This is a genomic window from Halomonas litopenaei, assembly GCF_017303055.1.
Taxonomy (GTDB): Bacteria; Pseudomonadota; Gammaproteobacteria; order Pseudomonadales; family Halomonadaceae; genus Halomonas; species Halomonas litopenaei_A.
In genome coordinates this window covers 220,607-241,895 of sequence record NZ_JAEKJT010000006.1, presented here as the reverse complement: position 1 = coordinate 241,895, position 21,289 = coordinate 220,607, and the positions used below count along the sequence as shown (strand labels likewise).

Annotated in this window: 18 protein-coding genes; 11 read left to right on the top strand and 7 right to left on the bottom strand. The window is 63.0% G+C overall.

All coding sequences use genetic code 11. From position 1 onward, the window contains the following. Positions 1 to 212: 212 nt before the first annotated feature. On the top strand, positions 213 to 1,268 hold the full coding sequence (locus tag JF545_RS13665; RefSeq protein WP_206942929.1) for a polyamine ABC transporter substrate-binding protein: 1,056 nt from the start codon (positions 213 to 215) through the stop codon (positions 1,266 to 1,268). A gap of 199 nt (positions 1,269 to 1,467) precedes the next feature. Here the strand turns inward: JF545_RS13665 and JF545_RS13660 are convergent, their stop codons facing one another. The 5 genes from JF545_RS13660 to JF545_RS13640 all read right to left on the bottom strand — a co-directional run bounded on the left by JF545_RS13660 (position 1,468) and on the right by JF545_RS13640 (position 6,945). Continuing rightward, entirely contained in the window at positions 1,468 to 2,079 is a 612-nt protein-coding gene (locus JF545_RS13660; RefSeq protein ID WP_206942927.1) for a LysE family translocator, read from the bottom strand. A gap of 124 nt (positions 2,080 to 2,203) precedes the next feature. Continuing rightward, positions 2,204 to 4,543, bottom strand: coding sequence for a xanthine dehydrogenase family protein molybdopterin-binding subunit (locus JF545_RS13655; RefSeq protein ID WP_206942925.1), 2,340 nt, complete (start codon positions 4,541 to 4,543; stop codon positions 2,204 to 2,206). After that, positions 4,540 to 5,043 (bottom strand): (2Fe-2S)-binding protein, encoded by a 504-nt coding sequence (locus tag JF545_RS13650; protein WP_206942923.1) that lies wholly within the window; start codon positions 5,041 to 5,043, stop codon positions 4,540 to 4,542. The genes JF545_RS13655 and JF545_RS13650 overlap by 4 nt, the downstream gene beginning before the upstream one ends. Positions 5,044 to 5,416: 373 nt before the next feature. Continuing rightward, complete coding sequence (locus JF545_RS13645; protein ID WP_206942921.1) at positions 5,417 to 5,941, bottom strand: invasion associated locus B family protein; 525 nt, start codon at positions 5,939 to 5,941, stop codon at positions 5,417 to 5,419. Positions 5,942 to 6,144: 203 nt separating this feature from the next. Then, positions 6,145 to 6,945: an arylamine N-acetyltransferase family protein gene (locus JF545_RS13640; RefSeq protein WP_206942919.1), complete on the bottom strand. Its 801-nt coding sequence runs from the start codon at positions 6,943 to 6,945 to the stop codon at positions 6,145 to 6,147. A gap of 219 nt (positions 6,946 to 7,164) precedes the next feature. Here JF545_RS13640 and JF545_RS13635 point away from each other — a divergent pair, with 219 nt between their 5' ends. From JF545_RS13635 to JF545_RS13590, 10 genes are all read left to right on the top strand, one after another. Continuing rightward, positions 7,165 to 8,751 (top strand): ABC transporter substrate-binding protein, encoded by a 1,587-nt coding sequence (locus JF545_RS13635; protein WP_242520865.1) that lies wholly within the window; start codon positions 7,165 to 7,167, stop codon positions 8,749 to 8,751. 118 nt (positions 8,752 to 8,869) lie between these two features. Further along, the gene (locus tag JF545_RS13630) at positions 8,870 to 9,817 is read left to right on the top strand and encodes an ABC transporter permease (RefSeq protein ID WP_206942917.1); all 948 of its coding nucleotides are present in this window, start codon (positions 8,870 to 8,872) and stop codon (positions 9,815 to 9,817) included. Further along, positions 9,814 to 10,650, top strand: coding sequence for an ABC transporter permease (locus tag JF545_RS13625; protein ID WP_224908205.1), 837 nt, complete (start codon positions 9,814 to 9,816; stop codon positions 10,648 to 10,650). Before JF545_RS13630 ends, JF545_RS13625 begins: the two co-directional genes overlap by 4 nt. Next, positions 10,647 to 12,107 carry an ABC transporter ATP-binding protein gene (locus tag JF545_RS13620; RefSeq protein WP_206942916.1) on the top strand — a complete coding sequence of 487 codons (1,461 nt, stop codon included), beginning with the start codon at positions 10,647 to 10,649 and terminating at the stop codon, positions 12,105 to 12,107. The genes JF545_RS13625 and JF545_RS13620 overlap by 4 nt, the downstream gene beginning before the upstream one ends. 279 nt (positions 12,108 to 12,386) lie before the next feature. Further along, positions 12,387 to 12,842, top strand: a complete 456-nt coding sequence (locus JF545_RS13615) for an arsenate reductase ArsC (RefSeq protein ID WP_206942913.1) — start codon at positions 12,387 to 12,389, stop codon at positions 12,840 to 12,842. Positions 12,843 to 12,980: 138 nt separating this feature from the next. Beyond that, positions 12,981 to 13,997, top strand: a complete 1,017-nt coding sequence (locus JF545_RS13610; RefSeq protein WP_206942911.1) for an ArsJ-associated glyceraldehyde-3-phosphate dehydrogenase — start codon at positions 12,981 to 12,983, stop codon at positions 13,995 to 13,997. Continuing rightward, on the top strand, positions 13,990 to 15,234 hold the full coding sequence (arsJ, locus tag JF545_RS13605; RefSeq protein WP_206942909.1) for an organoarsenical effux MFS transporter ArsJ: 1,245 nt from the start codon (positions 13,990 to 13,992) through the stop codon (positions 15,232 to 15,234). Before JF545_RS13610 ends, arsJ begins: the two co-directional genes overlap by 8 nt. A 201-nt stretch (positions 15,235 to 15,435) precedes the next feature. Further along, positions 15,436 to 15,789: a metalloregulator ArsR/SmtB family transcription factor gene (locus tag JF545_RS13600; RefSeq protein WP_206942908.1), complete on the top strand. Its 354-nt coding sequence runs from the start codon at positions 15,436 to 15,438 to the stop codon at positions 15,787 to 15,789. Positions 15,790 to 16,026: 237 nt separating this feature from the next. Continuing rightward, positions 16,027 to 18,366 carry a glucose/quinate/shikimate family membrane-bound PQQ-dependent dehydrogenase gene (locus JF545_RS13595; protein WP_206942905.1) on the top strand — a complete coding sequence of 780 codons (2,340 nt, stop codon included), beginning with the start codon at positions 16,027 to 16,029 and terminating at the stop codon, positions 18,364 to 18,366. Between the two features lie 317 nt (positions 18,367 to 18,683). Beyond that, positions 18,684 to 19,301: a hypothetical protein gene (locus tag JF545_RS13590; protein ID WP_206942902.1), complete on the top strand. Its 618-nt coding sequence runs from the start codon at positions 18,684 to 18,686 to the stop codon at positions 19,299 to 19,301. A 49-nt stretch (positions 19,302 to 19,350) separates the two neighbouring features. Here JF545_RS13590 and JF545_RS13585 read toward each other — a convergent pair whose 3' ends face one another. Together JF545_RS13585 and JF545_RS13580 are read right to left on the bottom strand one after the other, a co-directional pair. Then, positions 19,351 to 19,515, bottom strand: coding sequence for a hypothetical protein (locus JF545_RS13585; RefSeq protein ID WP_206942901.1), 165 nt, complete (start codon positions 19,513 to 19,515; stop codon positions 19,351 to 19,353). Between the two features lie 87 nt (positions 19,516 to 19,602). After that, entirely contained in the window at positions 19,603 to 20,967 is a 1,365-nt protein-coding gene (locus JF545_RS13580) for an APC family permease (RefSeq protein ID WP_206942899.1), read from the bottom strand. Between the last annotated feature and the right edge of the window lie 322 nt (positions 20,968 to 21,289).

Sequence of the window (21,289 nt, the reverse complement as noted above, 5' to 3'; positions counted from 1 at the left end):
CGGCCGGGCAAGGAGAGGGAAGGAGAGGCCAGTGCCCGAGTACCGTTGTCGTTATCAGAGAATTCATGAAGACTGATATACCGCAGGGGGTCGGCGGTGCAGTATAACGTTGACGATGCAGTGGAGATGAGGCGACGTCCTCGATCTTCGACGCTGCCATCTGCCACACCTTGATCTGTACACCTCACCTTGAATAACAACGAGGCAATATCATGCAGCGATGGATAGCACTGGCGGCCTTGGGCCTGGCAAGTACTGGAGTGATGGCGCAGGACAATGACAAGCTGTACCTGTTCAACTGGACGGAGTACATGGATCCGGCCCTGATCGAGGCCTTTGAGCAGGAGTTCGAGGTCGAGGTCGTGCAGAACTACTTCACCTCCAATGCCGAGATGTTCTCCAAGCTGGCCGCTGGCGGTGACGCTCAGTATGACGTGGTGGTGCCGACCGACTATTACGTGACGCGACTGATCGATGCGGGACTGGTGCGGGAGTTGGATGACGAGCGCATCCAGGGACGTGAGCACTTGATGGAGGCCTTCCGTCACCCCTCCTATGACCCCGACGAGCGCTACAGTGTGCCCTACCTGTGGGGCGTCACAGGGATCGTCTATGACACTCGAGTGTTCGAGGAGCTGCCGACGTCCTGGAGCGTGCTGTTCGACCCGGCGGTCAACCCGGATCAGCCTTTCGCCCTGCTGGGCGGCGATCCTCAGGTGTCGTTGGGCATGGTCTGTGCCTACCAGGGTGCCGGTTTTGACTGTACCGGCAAGGAGGCCTGGATCGACGCCGCCAAGCTCGCCGGTCAGACCCTTGAGCGTGACAACTTCACGGGCTTTGTCGATAGCACGGCGGCAGTGGAGCAGGTCGCTCGCGGCGTCAGCGCCATTGCGGTGACCTACAGTGGGGATGTGGATTACCGCAAGGCGGACTCCCCCGAGATCTACGGCGACCTGGCCTTCTTCGCACCGGAAGAAGGCGCTCAGCTTGGCGTGGATACCTTCGTGGTACCCGCACGAGCCCCACATCCCGAGCTTGCCGAGGACTTCATCAGCTTTATGATGCGTCCGGAAAACGCCGCCAAGGCAGCCAACTACGCGTACTACAGGACGCCAAATGAAGCCGCGCTGCCGATGGTGGATGAAGCGCTGCGCGAGGTGTCCCAGCTGGATGCGACGGCCAGCGACCACCTCGTGACCACCCCCTTGATCGAGGGCGAGGCACTGACGATGCTGCAACAGCTATGGACCGAAGTGCGCTCGCGCTGAGGTATTTCTGAGGAGCTGCCTGCAAGCGCCTGCGCTCGTCGATTGCTCGGTTCGGACATGGAGGAGGCTAGCGCCCAGAACGTCTGGGGCGCCGCCTCCTGTACAGCCCTCTTGCTACTGCCTGGCCTTGATGCCCTCGTGGCAGCCCTGGGACACAGTTCCGGCAAAAGTCGCGAGGGCGGCGGCAGCTGCCTCTCCGTTATCTTTCCACCAGAGCCAGCTTGGCACTCAAGGCAACGAAGGTCCCCGCGAACAACCGCCGAAAGGCGGTCATTACTCCAGGACGTTGCTCGACATGGTGTCTGATCCAGGCGGCCCCCAGCCCGTAGGCTGAAAAGACCATAAGGGTCATCAGCATGAAGATGCCTCCGAGGCCAAGCATCTGTTCGAACACCCTCTCTCCAGCGGTGATGAACTGCGGCAGAAAGGCCAGGAAGAAGACCGACAGTTTGGGGTTGAGGACATTGATCACGGCACCGATGATACCGATTCTGACAAGCGATAGCTGGCACGGGGACTGGCCGGAGAGTTCCAGGGCACCCCCCTGTTTCACCAGGCAAAGGGCCATGTAGAGCAGGTAGATCACGCCGAGGATCTTGAGCACGGAAAAGGCCAGGGCGCTGGTATGCAGGATGGCGGCAACGCCGGTGATAGCAGCAACCAGGGATGGCACAATGCCGAGTGTGCACCCAAGCGCTGCTGCCAGGCTAGCCTTCTCACCCCGCTCGAGACCGGTCGCCAGGGTATAGATGACCCCTGTGCCGGGGACAAGCACTACGACAAGACTGGTAAGCAGGAAGTCGATCGACATCCAGACGCTCCTTCATCCGGTGGGCGTTGACGGCAAGCAGGCGGCCAGGCGACCCTTTCAAGGTAGTCTGGCCGCTCGCTTTTTTCTGGAAGTTTCCGCGCAAGGGGCTCGCTCCAGGTTGCTGTCAGCCCTTCAACTGGTTGCCCACGGGCAGGGTCCTGATGCGCTTTCCGCTGGCGGCGAAGATGGCGTTGGTCAACGCCGGAGCCACCGGTGGGAGGCCTGGCTCGCCCACTCCGCCCATGGGCGCATCGGGGTTGTCCACCAGATGTACTCGAACGTCCCGCGGCGCGTTGGACTGGCGCGGCAGCAGATACTGGTGGAAGTTGTCCTGCTCGATGCGCCCGTCCCTGGCGCTGATCTCGTTGAGCAGGCCAATGCCTATCCCCATGACCACCGAACCCTCCATCTGGGCGCGGATACGCTCCGGGTTGACCCTGGGGCCACAGTCGAAGGCCACGTCGGCCTGATGAATGATGACGCTGCCCTGTTCGCTGACCTCCACCTCCAGCACGATGGCCGTGTAGGAGCAGAAACTGTGGTGCACCGCTAGGCCCTGGCCGCGTCCCTCGGGCAGTGACTTGCCCCAATCGGCTTCCTCTGTCACTCGTTCAATGACCCCACGCAGGCGTCCCACGTCGATGGTGTAGCGTTCCGGGTCCTCTCCATAGTTCCAGCTGGCGCCGACCGACATGGGATCGATCTGGCGTGCCGGGCCCAGCAACTCCAGCAGGTAATCGCGATGGTCACGACCCGCACTGGCGGCCAGTTCAGCGACGAAACTCTGGATGGCGAAGGCGTGGGGCAGGTTGACCACCGAGCGGAACCAGCCGATGCGCTTGTGGGCCGGCGCTTCACCGTTTTCCAGTGACAGGTGGGGGATGTCGAAGGGCAGCGGGGTCAAGCCCATGCCGAGCTCGTAGGTCGCCTTGTACTTGGGGTCTTCCTTGAAGATCGACATGATGGTTGGCGCCAGCGTGCGATGGCGCCAGCCCTGAACCTTGCCGTCGGCGTCCAATCCGGCCTCAAGCCGGTCGATGGACAGGGCGTGGAAGTAGGTATGGTGCAGATCGTCCTCGCGGGTCCACTGGAGCTGCACCGGGCGGCCGTCGAGGGCGCGGCTCAGGTGGGCGGCCTCGACCACGAAGTCTGGCTTTGCCTTGCGTCCAAAACCGCCGCCCAGAAGCGTCTGATGCACACTGACGTTGGCGCCGTCGATGCCGAGCTGCCTGGCCACTTCGTCCCTGGCGCTCTGGGGATCCTGTACCGGAGCCCAGGTATCGACCGCTCCATCGACGACCCGGGCGATGGCCACCGGTGGCTCCATGGTGGCGTGGGCCAGGTGTGGCATGAAGTAGGTGGCAGTGTGGCGCGACTCGGCGTCGGTCAGCGCCGTCTCGATATCACCGCTGGCCCTGAGCACCTTGCCGGGGGAGTCGGCTCGTTCCTCGAGCATCTCGCGATAGCGATCGGTATCGTAGCCGGCGTTAGCCTCGACGCCGTCGGTGTCCCACTCGATCTTGAGCGCCTTGCGTCCTTCGATGGCGGCCCAGGTGTTGCTGGCAATGACGCCGACCCCGCCCAGGGGATGGAAGGCCGATGGCTGTGACGTACCGTCGAGGGTGACGGTCTTGATCACACCCGGGATCTCCAGGGTGGCGCTGTCGTCGACGCTGGCGACCCTGGCGCCCAGCACGGCGGGCCGGGCGATCACCGCATAGGCCATGTCGGGCAGCCGGACATCGCCGCCGTAGATGGCCTTGCCGGTCACGATGTCTTCTCCGTCAACGGCGGGGGCGCGCTCGAGCTGGTCAGGGTCACCATCGTGGCTCGGCCCCATCGACTTGCCTATCCATCGCCACTCGCTGGCAGGCTTGAGGGTGAGGCTATCCCGCGCGGGAATGTCCAGCTCGCGGGCGGCGGCGGCCAGCTCGCCGAAGCCAAGTTCGCGACCGCTGGGCCTGTGGATCACGACATGGACGCCTGCTCGGCACTCGTCCGGGGGAACGTCCCAGCGTGCTGCCGCGGCCTGTTCGAGCATGGTGCGTGCCGCTGCTGCAGCCCGGCGCATGGGGTCGAACCAATGGCGCATGCTCCGCGAGCCGTCGGTGTCCTGGTTGCCAAATCGCTCGGAGTCCCCCGGGGCCTGCAAGGCCTTGACCCGGCGCCAGTCGGCGCCCAGCTCGTCGGCGGCCACCATCACCAGGCTGGTGCGGATGCCCTGTCCCATTTCGGCGCGGTGGTTGGTCACGCTGACACTGCCATCGTCATCGATCTGGATAAACACATTGGGATTGTCGACCCAGCCGTAGGGCATCGCGGCGGCGCCGTACTGCTGCTCGTCGGCGGACAGGGCAAGGTCCCAGCGAGCCGCCAGTACCAGGGCGGTGCCTGCCGACAGCCCTTGCAGAAAGCGGCGGCGCGAGACGTTGGCCAGTAGCAGGGTCGCGGCGGTCTGGTTCATGCCTGCCCCCTCTCGTTGCGAGACGCCTTGGCTGCTTGTTGAGGGGAGCCGCTGTCGGCGGCCCGGTGAATGGCCGTGCGAATGCGGTTATAGGTACCGCAACGACAGATATTGCCGCCCATGGCGCTGATGATCTCGTCGTCTGAGGGGCTGGCGTTGTCCTTGAGCAGCGCGGTGGCGCTCATGATCTGGCCTGCCTGACAATAGCCGCACTGGGCGACGCCTGCGTCCAGCCATGCCTTCTGTACCTCGCGACCGACCGGATCGGTGGCCATGGCTTCGATGGTGGTGACCTGCTTGTCCACCGCAGCAGACAACGGGGTGACGCAGGAGCGCACCGCCACCCCATCCAGGTGTACGGTGCAGGCGCCGCACAGGCCCATGCCGCAGCCGAACCTGGTGCCGGTCAGTGCGACCACATCGCGCAGCGCCCACAGCAAAGGCATCTGTTCAGGAAGATCCAGCGAGTGTTGCTCGTCATTGATGGTCAGGGTAATCACGGTCTTCTCCTCGGCGTCTTGTTATGGCGTCTTGTAATGGCGCCTCTTTAAGGCGTCACGGAGGGGATCAGACAACGCCTCCAGAGGAACAGGATAGGCAAGATTCCGCTGATGTTTTGTGCCACTTTCGCTCAAAAGAAGGGCGCAATGACCGCCGTGTTCAGGAAAGTTCGACGAGCCTGGGCGCGGAGGGGCCATGAAGATGGCAAGGCGAGCGCGCGACGGGGTCAGAGCAAGGCGGGGAAAAGCATGCGCTCAGCGGCGGACGTAGCGGGACGGGGTGATCGAGCGGGGAAGGTGGCCCGGCACATCACCCTGACACCAGAGTGATGTGCCGTGTCGATCGATTGGCCCCATAGATCGGGGCGGGCAATCAGTTCTGGTCGACGCGGTCCTTGGCGGCGCTGAAGCCCATCAGCGACACGTTCAGATCCTGGCGCTGTCCACGCGGGTTGACGATGCTGACGGTCGCCGAGTTACCGGCCTTGAGCTGGTTAAGCAGCTGCGGCTGGAGAGGAATATCGGCGCGGCAGCCCTGCGGCACGCAGACCTGATACGGCATGCCAACGGGCTGGTTGGAGTCGACCTGGAGCTGCAGACCGGGGGCCAGACGCACGCCCAGGGGCACCAGGAAGGTCATGGCGGAGCTATCCAGCTGCGCAGGGTTACCCACAACAACGCGCAGGACGGGCTCCCCGTCGGCGCCATCGACCAGCTGGGTCATGGAGCAGGCGCCGTCAGCACGGTTGACCGGGCAATTGACTTCCCAGGACTGAAACGTCTCGGTGTTGACGGCGGGTCCGGCGTTACCGGTGCTCTGGGCCGCGGCCAGGGGAGACAGGGCCATCAGGCTGAGGGCACCGGCGGTACGCAGTCCGGACGCGAGGCGATTGAACATAGAAGGCAGGCTCCTTTCCAAATCCATTGGCAAACAAAGGGTCGGGGCATAGTTCAACACGGAATGCCCCCCGTTGGCGACTGCTGCGAGGGGGCAGCGTGATGAAAAACAGGGAGGTGCGCCGAATAAAGGACAATGTGTTGGAAACGACAGCGAGGTTTGGCCGGGTGCCACCGCACCTGCTGGACATGGGCAGCGTCGGTTCAGGGCTGTAACGGTGCCAAGGCCTCGTATTCAGCGTCCAGCTCGATACCAAAGTGTTGGCTCAAGGCGGACAGGTAGTCCTCGCCAGCCGCCACGGTGGATTCGTGAAGGATGCCGTGTCGATGTTCTCGCAGGTTGAAGTTCGACAGGGTGACCAAGCCCTCCTGGGTGACAAGGGACGCCATCCGTGAGGTGGTGAAATGCAGTCCCGGCCAGGTCGAGGTGAAGTGATTAGCGATCTGAATATCGCCGGCGCAGACGGTCGACAGGTCGCTACTGTAGAGGTCCACCCACTGGCCATCGAGCTGTGACTGCAGCATCACTCCAAACTGGGGGTCCTCAAGCAGGCGCAGAGACTGGTCACCGTGCTGTTGGGTCAGGCCAGGCTCCAGGCGGATGGGCGCTCTGGGGGTGTTGGCGCCAAAGCCGGTATCCACCAGCCATTGCTGCTTGCCCAGCGAGACCAGGGCCAACTGGTGGCTGCGCCCTGTCGGAGTCCCTGACAGGTGGACTCGCGCCAGTATCGCTCGGGCGCGGAAACCGCAGGCGTGAAGTGCCATCAGCAGCAGGCCGTTGAGCTCGAAGCAGTAACCTCCCCGTGGCTGATGCACCAGCTTGCGGACGATGGCGTCCGCGCTGACGTCGACGCCACGGCCCAGGCAGATATCGAAGTTTTCAAAGGGCAGGTGGGTCACCTGGGCACGCTGGATGTCGGCCAGGAAGTCTTCCGTGGGGGAAGCGCTGGCTGCCAGTCCCACTCGGTCGAGGTACTGATCCAGTGGAAACTGGCCGGGGTTCATGTGCTATCCGTCATGGTTGAGGGTAGTGCCTCAGCCTAGCGCTCCCCGAGACGCCTTGCTATGCGGTGTCTTGTGCTGCTTCGGGCGTTCGCCAGGGGGCGTCTGCTGAGTTGGACGCTATGTACCCTTGGACAAATGTCACCGTGGCCTTCTGCCAACCCTCTTGATGTTATAACATCGCGAAAATTTTTGGCCTGCAAACACGAAGAGGACGCATTCATGCTGCGGAGTTCACGATCGAAGGAGGGGCGAACGCCTGTTCTCAAGATGCTGGCTGGTGCCGGAAAGGCCTCAGGCTTGCTCGCTGCCAGCCTGTCTGCGGCTGCGCTGAGCACGGCTCAAGCGGCCGATGGCCGGGTGGATGTAGTAGCCCCCTGGGAAGTGGGCAGCATCGAGCCGACCCAGTCGGGCCACATCTTTGGCCGCATGGAGGTGGGCGAGACGCTGGTTGATGTTGCCCTTGACGGTGAGTTGATCGCTGGCCTTGCCACCGACTGGCAGGTCGATGACAGCGGCCTCGAGTGGCGCTTCCGTCTGCGCCAGGGGGTGGAGTTTCACGATGGCAGTCCCATGACGCCGGAGACCGTGGCCCAGTCCCTTGAGCGCACTCTCGGTGAGCCGGGGGTGCTGTCTCAGGCGAGCATCAGCCAGGTGGCTGTCGACGAAGACGAGCTGGTATTGACGTTGGATGCCCCTTACGGCGCGCTACCTGCCCTGCTGAGTCATTACTCCACCCAGATTCTTGCGCCATCTGCCTATGACCAGGACGGGCGGGTGGTGGCCTACGTGGCCACTGGCCCCTACCAGGTAGCGACCGTCGAGACACCACAGCGCCTGACCACGACTCGCTTTGACGCGTACTGGGGAGAACCACCGAGCATCGCCGAAGCCAGCTATCTGGCGGCGCCACGAGGTGAAACACGCTCGCTGATGGCACAGTCGGGCGACGCGGATATCGTGCTGACCCTGGATGCTGCCAGTCAGGCGAGGCTGAGCCGTGCGCCCAACGTCGAGGTCATGGCGGTGCCGATTCCTCGCACCGTTTTGTTGAAGCTCAACGCTGCGCGTCCTGGCCTGGATTCCCCGCAGGTGCGGCGGGCCGTCAGCATGGCGATCCAGCGTGAGGGCATTGCTCGGGGCATTCTGCGCAGTGACGATGCCATGGCCAATCAGATGATGCCGCCGGGCGTGGCGGGCTGGCATCTGGACGGACTTGCCCCCTTGACGCAGGACCTGGACGAGGCGCGACGGCTGCTGGCGGAGGATGGCTGGACACCAGGTCAGGATGGCGTTCTGACCCGAGACGGCGAGAGGCTGGCGCTGACGCTGACGACCTTCTCCGATCGCCCGGAGCTGCCCTTGATCGCTACGGCGCTGCAGGCTCAGCTCGCAGAGGTGGGGATCGAGGTGACCGTGGATGTCGCCAATTCCAGCGAGATTCCTTCCCGCCACCATGACGGCAGTCTCGACATGGGGCTGATGGCACGCAACTTCGGTCTGGTGCCCGATCCCTTGCCCATCATGCTCCAGGACTACAGTTCAGGCCAAGTCGGCGGAGACTGGGGGGCGATGAATTGGTCCAGTCGTACCCTTGACGTGCTGCTCGGCGAGATGCAGGCGGCCACCGATGGCGCTACCTGGGAAGCGCTTGCCGGTCAGGCGGCTGAGGTACTGCATCGGGAGCTGCCAGTGATTCCGATCGCCTGGTACGTGCAGACCGCCGCCGTCAACGCAGCTCTTGAAGGGTTCGAGCTGGATCCGTTTGATCGTAGCTATCGCATCAGCGAGTTGGAGTGGGCGCAGTGATAGTGAGTAAACCGCTTGACCTGCCCGCCGTGTCGCTGGGCCCGGTCTCGATCTTCGCCGAACCGACACGCTTCGCCGATCCAATACGCTTCGCTGGGCCACTGCGGGGAGGTGCTTGATGGGCAGAGCGATTCTCTCGCTGCTGGGACAGCGACTGGTACAAGCAGGGCTGGTGGCCTGGGTCGTAGGGAGCCTGACGTACCTGTTGACGCGGGCTCTGCCTGGCGACATGAGCTTTCGGATTGCCGCAGGACGCTACGGCTATGAGCAGGTCAACGCCGAGGCCGCGGCGGCCGTTCAGCAGGAGCTGGGCCTTGATCAGTCACCGCTGGCCGCCTATCTCCAGTGGCTCATGGATCTTGCCTCCTTCGATCTTGGCCGCTCTCTGGTCAGCGGTGAAACGGTTGTGCAGGAACTGTCTCACCAGCTTGGCCACTCCCTGTCCCTAGCCCTGACGGCGGTGGTCATGGCGTTGGTGCTGGGCCTGCCGCTGGGGCTGGCCAGCGGGTTGCGCCCCGGGCGCTGGCTCGATCGAGTCAGCCTGGCGCTGGCGCTTGGCCTGCGCTCGCTACCGCCCTTTGTCGTCGGCATTGCACTGGTGGTGCTGTTCTCGTTGACCCTGCACTGGTTGCCCGCTGCTGGCCACGGCAGCCTTAGCCACCTGTGGCTGCCGTCGTTGGCGCTAGGGCTTGGCCTCGCCGCGGTATCGAGCCGGGTGGCGCGCAACGCGATGGCCGATGTCGCTGGCTCCGACTACTACGCGTTTTCACGACTGAAGGGACTCACCGGGTGGCAGACCCTGCGCCGGCATGGCCTGCGCAATCTGAGTGTCCCTGTGGTGGCGTTTCTCGGCGTGCAACTGGTGTATCTGATCGAAGGCGTGGTGGTGATCGAGTCACTGTTTGCCTGGCCCGGCATCGGTCATGCGCTGGTCCATGCCGTGGTCGCTCGCGATGTGCCGATGATTCAAGGTACCGCTCTGGTGCTGGGCCTGGGCTTTGTGCTGCTCAACACGCTGGTGGATATCGCCACCTTGTTGCTGGACCCGAGGAGGCGGCTGGCATGAAGACATTGACGAGACAAGGTCCCATGACTCCTTTGCTGGCGCTCCGCCGTCGTTTGCCGGCGTCGCGGATGTTGGGGTTGTGCCTGCTGGTCGGGCTGATGCTGTTCGGTTGGGGCGTCCCGCTGCTGGGCGGTGCTGATCCCTATGCTCAGGATTTGATGCACACTCTCGAGGCCCCGGGAGCTCTGCATCCGCTGGGTACGGACCACCTTGGGCGAAGCTTGCTGGCACGCACGGCCGAGGCGGTTCGCCTGTCGCTGGGCCTGGCGTTTCTGAGCGTGGCCAGCGCGGTCACGATTGGGCTGGTGCTTGGCGTGGCCGCCGGCTGGCGCCGGGGCTGGGGCGATCGTCTGCTCGGCGCCCTGGCTGACTGTGTGCTGGCCTTGCCTGGCCTGCTGCTGGTGCTGATGCTGGCGGCCATTGCTCCTGGCAGCTTCTGGACCCTTTACCTGGGGATCTCACTGGTGCTGTGGGTCGAGGTGTTTCGCCTGGTGCGCAGCGTGACCCAGGGCCTGATGGCCTCGCCGCAGGTGCAGGCCTCGCGGCTGCTCGGGTTCGGCCGGGTGTATCTGTTCCGTCGTCACCTGTGGCCTGCACTGCGGCCTCAGGTCATGACGCTGGCTGCCTTTGGTGCTGCCACCGCGATCCTGGCGGTGTCGTCTCTGGGGTTTGTCAGCATCGGGCTGCGGCCACCCACGGCGGAGCTGGGGCTGATGATGACCGAGCTCTTTCCGTACTACCAGGAAGCGCCCTGGGCCCTGGCTCAGCCGGTACTGGCGCTGTTCCTGATGGTGCTGGGGTTCATTCTGCTGGCAGGGGAGGAGCCGAAATGAGCACCATGATGACGGTCAAGGAGCTGTGCGTCACCACCGCTGGGGATGCCCCGGAAGTGCTGCTCGAGCCGATCTCGTTTGCGCTGAAGGCCGGCGAGCCATTGACCTTGATCGGCCAGACCGGTTCAGGCAAGAGCCTGCTGGCCCAGGCCTTGATGGGTAACCTGCCGGGCAGTCTCGAGGTGTCGGGAGAGGTGTGGGTGGATCAGCAGGATGTCCTGAGCCTGCCACTGTCCGAGCGGCGTCGCTGGTGGGGGCGTCGGCTAGCCATGCTGCCCCAGGAGCCCTGGAGTGCGCTGGATCCGATCATGGCGATTGGCGAGCAGATCGGTGAAGGCCATCGGCTCGTCGGCGGACTTACGACCGTCGAGGCTGAGCAGGCCACGCGTCGAGATCTTGCCCATCTGGGGCTTGAGGACAGCTACGCGCGGCTGCCGATGCAGATGTCGGGAGGCATGGCCCAGCGTGCCGCCTTCGCTGCGGCGAGAACCGGTAACGCCCCGATCGTGATCGCCGACGAGCCGACCAAGGGCCTGGATCGCGGCCGTCGTGACGAGGTGGTGGCGTTGTTGCGGGAGGCGTTGGGCAGCCATGGGGCGTTGCTGACGATTACCCACGACTTCGAGGTGGCACGTCAGCTCGGGGGCAAGGTCATGATCCTGCGCAAGGGGCGCTGCCTGGAGCAAGGAGATGCCGATAGCGTGCTGAGCCAACCCACCAGCGGCTATGGCCGCGAGTTGATGGAGGCGCAGCCGGAACGCTGGCCGGAAGCGACAGCCGCGCCAACCGACCCGCAGCGCAAGCAGGCTGCCATCGAGCGCTCAGCTCCAACGCTCTCGTGCACGCCGCCGCCGGGGGCCGTCCTCAGTGCCAGTGCCCTTGGCAAGTCCAGAGGGGGGCGCGTGCTGTTCAAGGACCTGAATCTGGCGTTTCGCCGAGGCGACATCGTCGGAGTGAGCGGCCCGAGCGGTAGCGGCAAGAGCAGCCTGGGGGATGTACTGCTGGGGCTGGTGGCACCGGATGAGGGCGAGCTTTGGCGTGATCCCTCGGTGCAGCCGAGCCGTTTTCTCAAGCTGTACCAGGATCCTCCTGCAGCCTTTGCACCGTACTGGACAATGGGCACGCTGATCGACGACGTGTGCCGACTGCACCGCCTCGACAGCGCAAGAATTGCTCCGATGCTTGAACGACTGGGGCTGGCGCCGGCGTTGCTCGATCGCAGGCCAGGGGAAATGTCGGGAGGAGAGCTCCAGCGTTTTTCCATCCTGCGTGCCCTGTTGCTGGATCCCGTCTTCCTGTTTGCCGACGAGCCGACGTCGCGTCTTGACCCGGTGACCCAGCGCGAGACGGTGGCGCTGTTGGTCGAGCTGGCCAAGGAGCGTGATTGCGCCCTGCTGCTGGTCAGCCACGACGAGGCCCTGGTGACCAAGAGCTGTGACCGTATCGTCAGTCTTTAGCCGACTGTCACGTCCAGGGCGGTCTGACCGTCACACCCGGCCGCACGCCCGAAGGCCTTCCGGATGGAGGCTTTCGGGCAGCCTGGCTCATGCTTGTCCCGCACCTTTTCTCTCGGCCTTCTTGGCTCTCAGACCTCTCGGTCCTCTCGGTGCCTTGATCTCCACACTCCTATCCCCAGCGTGAAAGCGCCACCGTCATCTCGACGGTACGCACAACGTTCATGGGATTGACATCTTTGTCTCGTATATATGAAATTTCATATATGAGGAGGCGCCTCCATGTCATTGTCATCTACGTCAGGTAAGCAGCGTGTGCTGTTTCTTTGCCACCAGAATTCTGCTCGGTCGTTAATGGGTGAGGCGTTGCTGCGGCATCTTGCCGGTGAACATTTCGAGGCGTTCAGCGCCGGAACCGAGCCTGACGAGCCACACCGCAAGGCAATGGAAGCGTTGAGAGAGCAAGGCATTGCGACCGAGGGGTTGGCGAGCCAGTCGCTCAGCAGTTTTGCAGGTCAGCACTTCGATACTGTCATCGTATTGTGCGACAAGGCACAGGAAAGCTGTCGAGACTGGCAGGGCCGCCGGGACGAGCACCTGTATTGGGATATCCGTGATCCCAGGACTATCGAGCGTGACAATGCCTACGCGCAGGCGCTGCAGGAGATACGAGTGCGCTTGATGCTCTGGCTGCAGCTCAAGGAGCGTGATCGTTCTGGCCAAGCAGCCCACCGCTGAGGCTAGCAGGAAGCCTTGGAATACGCAGGCGCCGGAAATGACGGACCGCCGTCAGGTCTGTCGAGTCTTCCAAAATCCGCTCTGTAGCAACGTTTAGCAGCGGTACTTTTTAACGCTTCACAAGATAGCGAGTCTCTTATGACTTTACGTATTGGTATCAATGGCTTCGGCCGTATTGGCCGGCTGGTAGTGCGCAGCCTGTGGCCGCGAATTGTCAGCGGCGAGGTGACCCTGGTGAGGGTCAATGACCCGGGTGGGGATGCGGAGACCTTTGCCCATCTACTGGAATTTGACTCGGTACATGGACATTTCTCGCCGGGCACGGGGGTCCTGGGGCAGGAAGACGAATTGCGCCTCGATGGACGGCCGGTGGCCTTCAGCCGCGCGCCGACACCCCAGCAAGCCGACTGGTCCGGTTGCGAGGTGGTGGTAGAGTGCTCGGGCAAACACAAGACGCGGGATACGCTCGACGCCTATCTCGCCCAGGGCGTCGCGCGGGTGGTCGTCAGTGCGCCGGTCAAGGAGCAGGGCGTTCTCAACGTTGTCATGGGCGTCAATGATCACCTGTACCAGGCGGACAGTCATCGCATTGTGACGGCGGCAAGCTGCACCACCAATTGCCTGGCGCCAGTAGTCAAGGTGGTGCTCGAGCGATTTGGCATTCGCCATGGCAGCATGACCACCGTGCATGACATTACCAATACCCAGACGATTCTGGACGCTCCTCATAAGGATCTGCGCCGAGCGCGTGCCTGCGGCATGAGCCTGATCCCCACCACGACGGGCTCGGCCAAGGCCATCACCGCGATCTTTCCCGAGCTGGAAGGAAAGCTCAATGGGCACGCCATTCGCGTGCCGCTGGCCAATGCCTCGCTGACGGACATGGTGTTTGAGCTGGAGCGAGAGGTGACCGTCGAGGAGGTCAACGGCGCACTCAGGGAAGCGGCCGAGGGGCAGCTGAAAGGCATCCTGGGGTATGAAGAGAAGCCTCTGGTGTCCATCGACTATCGCACCGACCCGCGCAGCTCGATCATTGATGCGCTGTCGACCATGGTGGTCAACGGCACCCAGCTGAAGCTCTACGCCTGGTACGACAACGAGTGGGGATACGCCAACCGCACCGCGGAGCTTGCCCTGAAGGTGGGACGTGGCTGATTCGCTGCTGTCTCGGCTGAGAGCGCTGCCGTTCGAGGTTCGCCAGTATCTGCTGATCACCGGCAACTACTGGGCCTTTACCGTGACCGACGGCGCCTTGCGCATGCTGGTGGTGCTGCACTTTCACCAGCTCGGATATTCGCCCCTGGAAGTCGCCCTGCTGTTCTTGTTTTACGAGGCCTTCGGCGTGGTGACCAATCTGGTGGGGGGCTGGCTGGGCGCTCGCCTTGGGCTCAATCGCACGATGAATATTGGTCTGGGGCTCCAGATCGTGGCGTTGGCCATGTTGATGGTGCCTTCAAGCGCCTTGACCGTTGCCTGGGTGATGGCGGCTCAGGCACTGTCAGGCATCGCCAAGGACCTCAACAAGATGAGTGCCAAGAGTGCGGTCAAGGTGCTGGTGCCGGCAGGCCAGGGGGGCAGCGACTCCGCCCTGTATCGCTGGGTGGCGCTGCTGACCGGGTCCAAGAACGCGTTGAAGGGGGCAGGCTTCTTCCTGGGTGGAGTGCTGTTGACGCTCATCGGTTTTCGCGGCGCGGTGATCACCATGGCAGTGATGCTGCTTGCCGTGCTGGGGCTGTCGCTGCTCAGGCTAAAGGCCGACCTGGGGCGCTCGACGCGCAAGCCAAAGTTCACCGAGATGTTCTCTGCTTCCCGCGCCATCAACGTGCTGTCGGCGGCGCGTCTCTGTCTGTTTGCCGCTCGTGATGTGTGGTTCGTGGTCGCCTTGCCAGTGTTTTTGTACGATCAGCATGGCTGGAGTCACTGGACCGTAGGGGGCTTGCTGGCCATCTGGGTGATGGGTTATGGCGGGGTGCAGACCCAGGCACCCCGGTTGACGAGGATGGTGGCCCTTGGGCAGCGCTGGACAACGGTGCTGTGGGCCCTGGTGCTGGCAGCTTTGACGGTTGTGCTGGCGCTGCTGCCGCTGGCCCAGGTGGGTTGGCTGGTCGCTGGATTGCTGCTGTTCGGTGTGTTGTTCGCCATCAACTCAAGTTGGCACAGTTATCTCATCGTGCATTACGCCCGGGCCGACGGCGCCTCCATGGACGTGGGTTTCTACTACATGGCTAACGCCATGGGCCGTCTGCTGGGTACGCTGTTGTCGGGTTGGCTGTACCAGGTGCAGGGGCTTTCGGCCTGCCTGTGGGTAGCGGCGGCACTGGTACTGGCCAGCGCCTTGATGGCCTTGGCGCTGCCTGACAGAGGCAACACGGCAGGCGTGGCCGCGGCATGATCGGGCGTGGCGGGGCGCGCTTCAGGGGCAAAGCGTAGCTCCTGGAGCGAGCGTAGCGCTTGAATCAAACTGTGCTCTCGGAGCAAGCGTAGCCCCATGGCAGCGATGGGCACGGCACATCGCTGACCGTCATGCACTTATCACCGACATCAGCGCCTGAAAGGAGCGTGTTCTGGACCGCATTAGCCATCAGGAGAAAGGATGACGCCGCTTGATCCCCTTAGCCTCTACAAATGTCTGTCGGAGGAAACCCGTCTGTCGGTGATGTTGCTGCTGCTTGCTGAGGGCGAGCTGTGTGTCTGCGAAATGACCGCGGTCCTCCAGCTCTCCCAGCCCAAGGTGTCCCGGCACCTGGCCGAATTGCGTCGCTGTGGTTTGCTGGCCGATCGTCGCGACGGGCAGTGGGTTTACTATCGGTTGAGCGATGACCTGCCCAAGTGGGCCATGACCTGCCTGAGGGCCGGGTATGAAGGGCGGCAGCCAGCGATGAACGCCCTCGGGGCAAGGCTGGCATCCATGGGAGACAGGCCCCAGCGGCGCGACAGCTGGTGTTGATGGGGGGGGTGAGAGGTGATGACGGTGGATGACAGCGGATGTCAATGCAGGATGACGGGGCCATGTGGACGACCGGAGATGCGAGCTAGCCGTCAGGTATGACAGAAAAGACGTCATTGACTGACTCCTTTGTCAGCGTCCGTGCCTACACTGTGTAGTGGACCTGGCATGTTAATTTTCACGCTAATCAATTAACATGCCGCCCACTTACACGATTCAGCGCAAGGACCTTGGATCATGATCATTGTTTCCCTCATCTTCGCCTTGGTGGGGCTATCGCTCCTGGGGGGCGGCGCCTGGCTGATCACCCTGGGCGGAAGCTGGTATTACGCTCTCTCAGGTGCCGTCCTGCTGGCGGTTGGCGTCATGCTGCGTCGCCGTAGAGTACAGGCTCAGCTGTTGTTTGCCGGTCTGCTGGTGGCGACTGCCGTGTGGGCGCTGTGGGAGTCGGGCTATGACTGGTGGCCCCTCGCGACGCGCATGGGCCTGCTGATGCTGCTGGCCATTCCGCTGCTGTGGCCCTCTCGTGCCGGCAAGCGTGTTGGTACGGCGGTGCTGCTGCCGGTATGGGCCATTCTGGGTGTCGGCCTTCTGGGCAGCATCGCGGTGGATGCTCACCGCATCGACGGTCGTCTCAATGAAGACGAGGTCGTGCAGTCTCCTGACCTGGGCGACTCTCCCGAGGCCAGCTGGCATGCCTACGGGCGTAACAATCTTGGTCAGCGTTATTCGCCGCTGAACCAGATCACTCCCGAGAACGTGGGAGATCTGGAGCTGGCCTGGCAATATCAGACGGGAGACCTCAAGGGCCCTGACGATGTTGGAGAGACCACCTACGAAGCCACGCCGCTGAAGATTGGCAATGGCCTTTTCCTGTGCACGCCTCATAACTGGCTGGTAGCACTCGATGCCGATAGCGGTGAGAAGCTGTGGCAGTACGACGCCAAGGTTCCGGCGGAAAGTTCGCGTCAACACCAGACCTGTCGTGGCGTTTCCTATCTGCCGCCAGCCAGCGGAGATGAAGACGCTCTGGATGTGGCGGTGATGGACGCTCCTTCCGAGTCCCTTGAGCCAATTCAGTGCGACGCTCAACTGTTCATGCCGACCTCTGATGCTCGCCTGCTGGCGGTGGATCCGGCGACCGGTGCACTGTGCGAGAACTTCGCCGATAACGGTGAGCTGGACCTGATGCACAATATGCCGTTCAAGCAGTCTGGCTTCTATTACTCCACCTCACCCCCCGTAGTGGCCAATGGCCTGGTGGTGGTCGCCGGCGCGGTCAACGACAACTATGCGGTCAACTCACCCTCCGGTGTCATCCGTGCCTACGATGCCAGGACCGGTGAACTGCGTTGGAACTGGGATTCCGGTAATCCACAGGAGACCGCGCCGATCGCCGAAGATGAGACCTACGCCACCAGCTCGCCCAACAGCTGGTCGGTGGCCAGTGCCGATGAAGAGCTGGGCCTGATCTACTTCCCCATGGGTAACCGCACGCCCGATCAGCTGGGCCAGTTCCGCAGCGAGGCGGAAGAGACGTACGCCACCTCCGTGGTGGCACTGCGTCTCGACAGCGGTGAGGTCGAGTGGGTGCAGCAGTTCGTCCACCACGATCTGTGGGATATGGACACGCCGGCGCAGCCGAGCCTGGTCGATCTGGACACCGACGAGGGCATGCAACCGGCCCTGGTGGTACCGACCAAGCAAGGTGATGTGTATGTATTGAACCGTGCTACGGGCGAACCGATCTTCCCGATCACCGAAGAGCCGGCCCCTCAGGGCACCATTGAGGGTGACTTTGCGGCCCCGACCCAGCCCAAGTCGGCGCTCAACTTCCGTCCGCCGACGCTGCGCGAGGCAGACATGTGGGGCGGTACACTGGTCGACCAGATGATCTGTCGCATCCAGTTCCGTTCGCTGCGCTATGAAGGGCAGTACACGCCTCCGTCAGAGCAGGGCACCATCGTGTTCCCCGGTAACTTCGGTGTCTTCAACTGGGGCAGCGTCGCGGTGGATCCGAAGCGTCAGGTCATGTTCGGCATGCCGCTGTATCTCGCCTTCACCAGCACCCTGGTGCCGAAGGAAGGTGCCGACCTTGGCGAGACCAACCAGGGCGAGCAAGGCCTTAATGAAAATGCCGGAGCGGACTACGCGGTAGAAATGAAGCCGTTCCTGTCGCCGCTGGGTGTGCCTTGTCAGCAGCCTCCCTGGGGCTATGTGGCGGGCACCGACCTGCGCACCGGCGAGGTGGCCTGGCAGCACAAGAATGGCACCATCGAGGATATGACCGCGTTGCCGCTGCCCTTCAAGATGGGGGTTCCTGGCATCGGTGGCCCGGTGATCACCGATGGCGGCGTGGCGTTTCTGGCTGCGGCCGTGGACGACTACTTCCGCGCTTACGATCTGACGACGGGAGAGCAGCTGTGGGAGTCGCGTCTGCCGGCCGGTGGCCAGGCCACGCCGATGACCTATCTCAACAGCAAGGGGGAGCAGATGGTCGTGTTGGTCGCAGGTGGCCACGGCTCCATCGGTACTACCATCGGTGACTATGTGATGGCCTACAAGCTGCCCGAGTGAAGAGCGCCTGGGCGAGCGCTGTAGCGCGCTCGCACCGCTCGCAGAGTTGCGATAGCCCCCGTCGGTCTGCCGGCGGGGGCTTTTGCGTAAAGGGCGCCGTGCCGCTCTCTGGTGGGATGTCGAACGAGCGGTTGCTGGGTGCGAGGTGCTTGGTCTAGATGCTAGGTCTGGGTGCCAGGTGTCTGTTGCCAAGTCTAGGTGCGGCAAAATAGCCAATTCCGCCTGGCTGGATTGATTCTCATAATGTGAATCTTTGGACCATCATGGCCCATCGCGAGGCTGTCTTGGCCGGGTCTGCCATCCACTGAGGAATCCCGATGTCTTCCATTGCCCTGTACGTGGCGATCTATCTCGCCGTTCTGCTGTCGATCTACCAGGTGTATTACATCTACTACGAACAGCACTTCGCCGACTTCGAGAAGCGTCCGGGGTTGGATGAAGAGGGGCTGGCGGAGTTATCGGGGCTGGCTCGTCAGGTAAGGGAAGGCGGGGACCGCACAGCATTCGAGGCGGCGGTGCGCTCGCGCCTGGGGGATCGACTCGACCCCCGGGTCGTGCTCGCTGCCTTTGCTCGGGAAGGAGAGCCGGTCAATGCGGCGCAGTTGCTGCGGCGGCGTCGGCAGATTGTGACCAATGGCAGCATCATGGTGCGCCATCTTGCCCGCTGGAAGACAACGCCTCCTGCGCGGGATATTCGCGGGCTGATGATCCTGGTGATTACCGTGCTGTGCCTGTCAGTGCTGGCACTTGGGGGCCTGGCGATCTACACCGTGGGTTACCAGCTGGCATCACCCTCTCTGGCCTGGGCCAACGAGCCGGCGGTGCTGCTGGCGCTGATCGCCGGACTGATCGTCGCGACTCATCTGGTCTACAAGCTCGATGTCTACCTGCACGATCTCTACCAGATCGGTCGCTTGAACTTGCACTTCCAGTAAGCGACATGCGCTGCTGGCCCTCGCGGGCCAGCAGCGCCTGACTCATGGATCAGTCGTCTTCCAGTACCACCAAGCCGTAAGTTCCGAGGGTCGGCAGTCCGCCTGAGCGGTCACGCAGGGACAGGCTGCCATTTTCGGCAACGTCGAAAGCCAGCACCTCTCCGGTATTGCCCACCAGTTGGTAGAGTGAGTCTCCGGCAGGATTCAATGCCATGTCGGAGAAGAACAGGAGCTCGCCATCCTCCTTCTCGGTTCGCCCCAGCGCTTTCTCAGCCCTCTCTCAAAACCTCTCAACAACCTCTCAGTTCTCCTTCAGCTCCAGGTCCGGCACGTCGTGCTTGAACATGCGGGTCAGGTAAAGCAGGTAGGCAAAGCCCACCGCCACCCAGGTCAAGCCCACCTGGAAGGTATGCCCTGAGAGGCTCGACCACAGCCAGATGGTCAACAGGAAGCCGACGCTGGGCATCACGCCGTAACGCAGCAGGTTCTTGGGTTGCAGCAGGTGCTCGTCGACCAGGTAGTGCTTGATCACCGACAGGTTGACGAAGGAGAACGCCACCAGCGCACCGAAGCTGATCATGGTGGCGGCGAGTTCAAGGCTGATGACCAGCGCCATCATCGAGATTCCACCGACGATCAGGGTAGAGCCCAGCGGCGTACCGTAGCGCTGGCTGACCTTGCCAAATACCTTGGGCAGCACCTTGTCTCGTCCCATGGCGAACAGGATGCGCGAGACGCTGGCCTGGGCCGCCATGGCCGAGGCAAAGCAGCCAGCGACATAGGCGGCGGTGAAGAAGGTCACCAGGAAGCTGCCGCCGGCGCGGCGCATCACGTCGACGGCGGCCGAGTCGACACTGCCGAAGCTCTGGTAGTCCGGGAAGACCAGGTGGCCCACATAGGAGGCGAGGATGAACAGGCCGCCACCGATCAGCGTGCACAGCATGATGGCGCGCGGAATATCGCGCTTGGGCTCACGAGTTTCTTCACACAGTGTCGATACCGCATCGAAGCCGAGGAAGGACAGGCACAGGATGGCAGCGCCGCCAATCACGCTGGCCCACTGGAGGCTTTCGCTGTGGAAGGGGGCCAGCAGCGAGGGTGTCTCGCCGCTGCCGATCACCTTCAGCGATATGGCGATGAAGGTCGCCAGAAACACGAACTGGAAGGCGATGATGATCAGGTTCATCTTGGCCACCAGCTTGATGCCGAGGATATTCAGTGCTGTGACGGCCACGATGGCGCCCAGCACCCAGACATGCTGGTCGACCGCCGGGAAGTATTCCTTCATGTAGATGCCGATGACCAGGTAATTGATCATCGGCAGGAAGATGTAGTCGAGCAGCAGTGCCCAGCCGACCATGAAGCCGACGCGTCCGCCGAAGGAGCGGCGCGTGTAGGTATAGGCAGAGCCAGCGGTAGGATAGTGCTCGACCATCTTGCCGTAGCTATAGGCGGTGAAGAACATGGCTGCCAGGGTGACGATATAGGCCATGGGGACATGGCCCGCGGTCATGTCGGTGACCACGCCGTAGGTCGTAAAGACCGTCAGCGGGACCATGTAGGCCAGGCCGAAGAAGACCAGGGCGGGCAGGCCAAGAATGCGCTTGAGCCCACTGTCCTGGCCGTCATGGGCTTCGGGAAGGCTGGAGGAGCGTTGCTGTGTCATAAGCCGGATCCTGTTGTCATTGCTGTTGTGGGGGCTTGGGCTTCTACGTGTGTTGTTGCTTGGGAGTGTGATCGTGACGGTGTCGATGTTCCGGAGTAGAGGCGCAGCAGGCCGAGTCGCCGGTCCTGGCCGCACACTCGCAGTGCCGTTGGCCGGGGTCATTTGGGACTAGAGCGCATAGAACCAGAGCGATTGAGGTCGGCGCGGTTTGGCGCGTAGGTGAGGGCATCCTTGGGTGTTCTGGCGACACCGGTCCGTGTGGAGGCTGGCGTTGTCAGTGGCAACCGACTGACGGTGCATGTCACTGTTTTGTCATCATTCA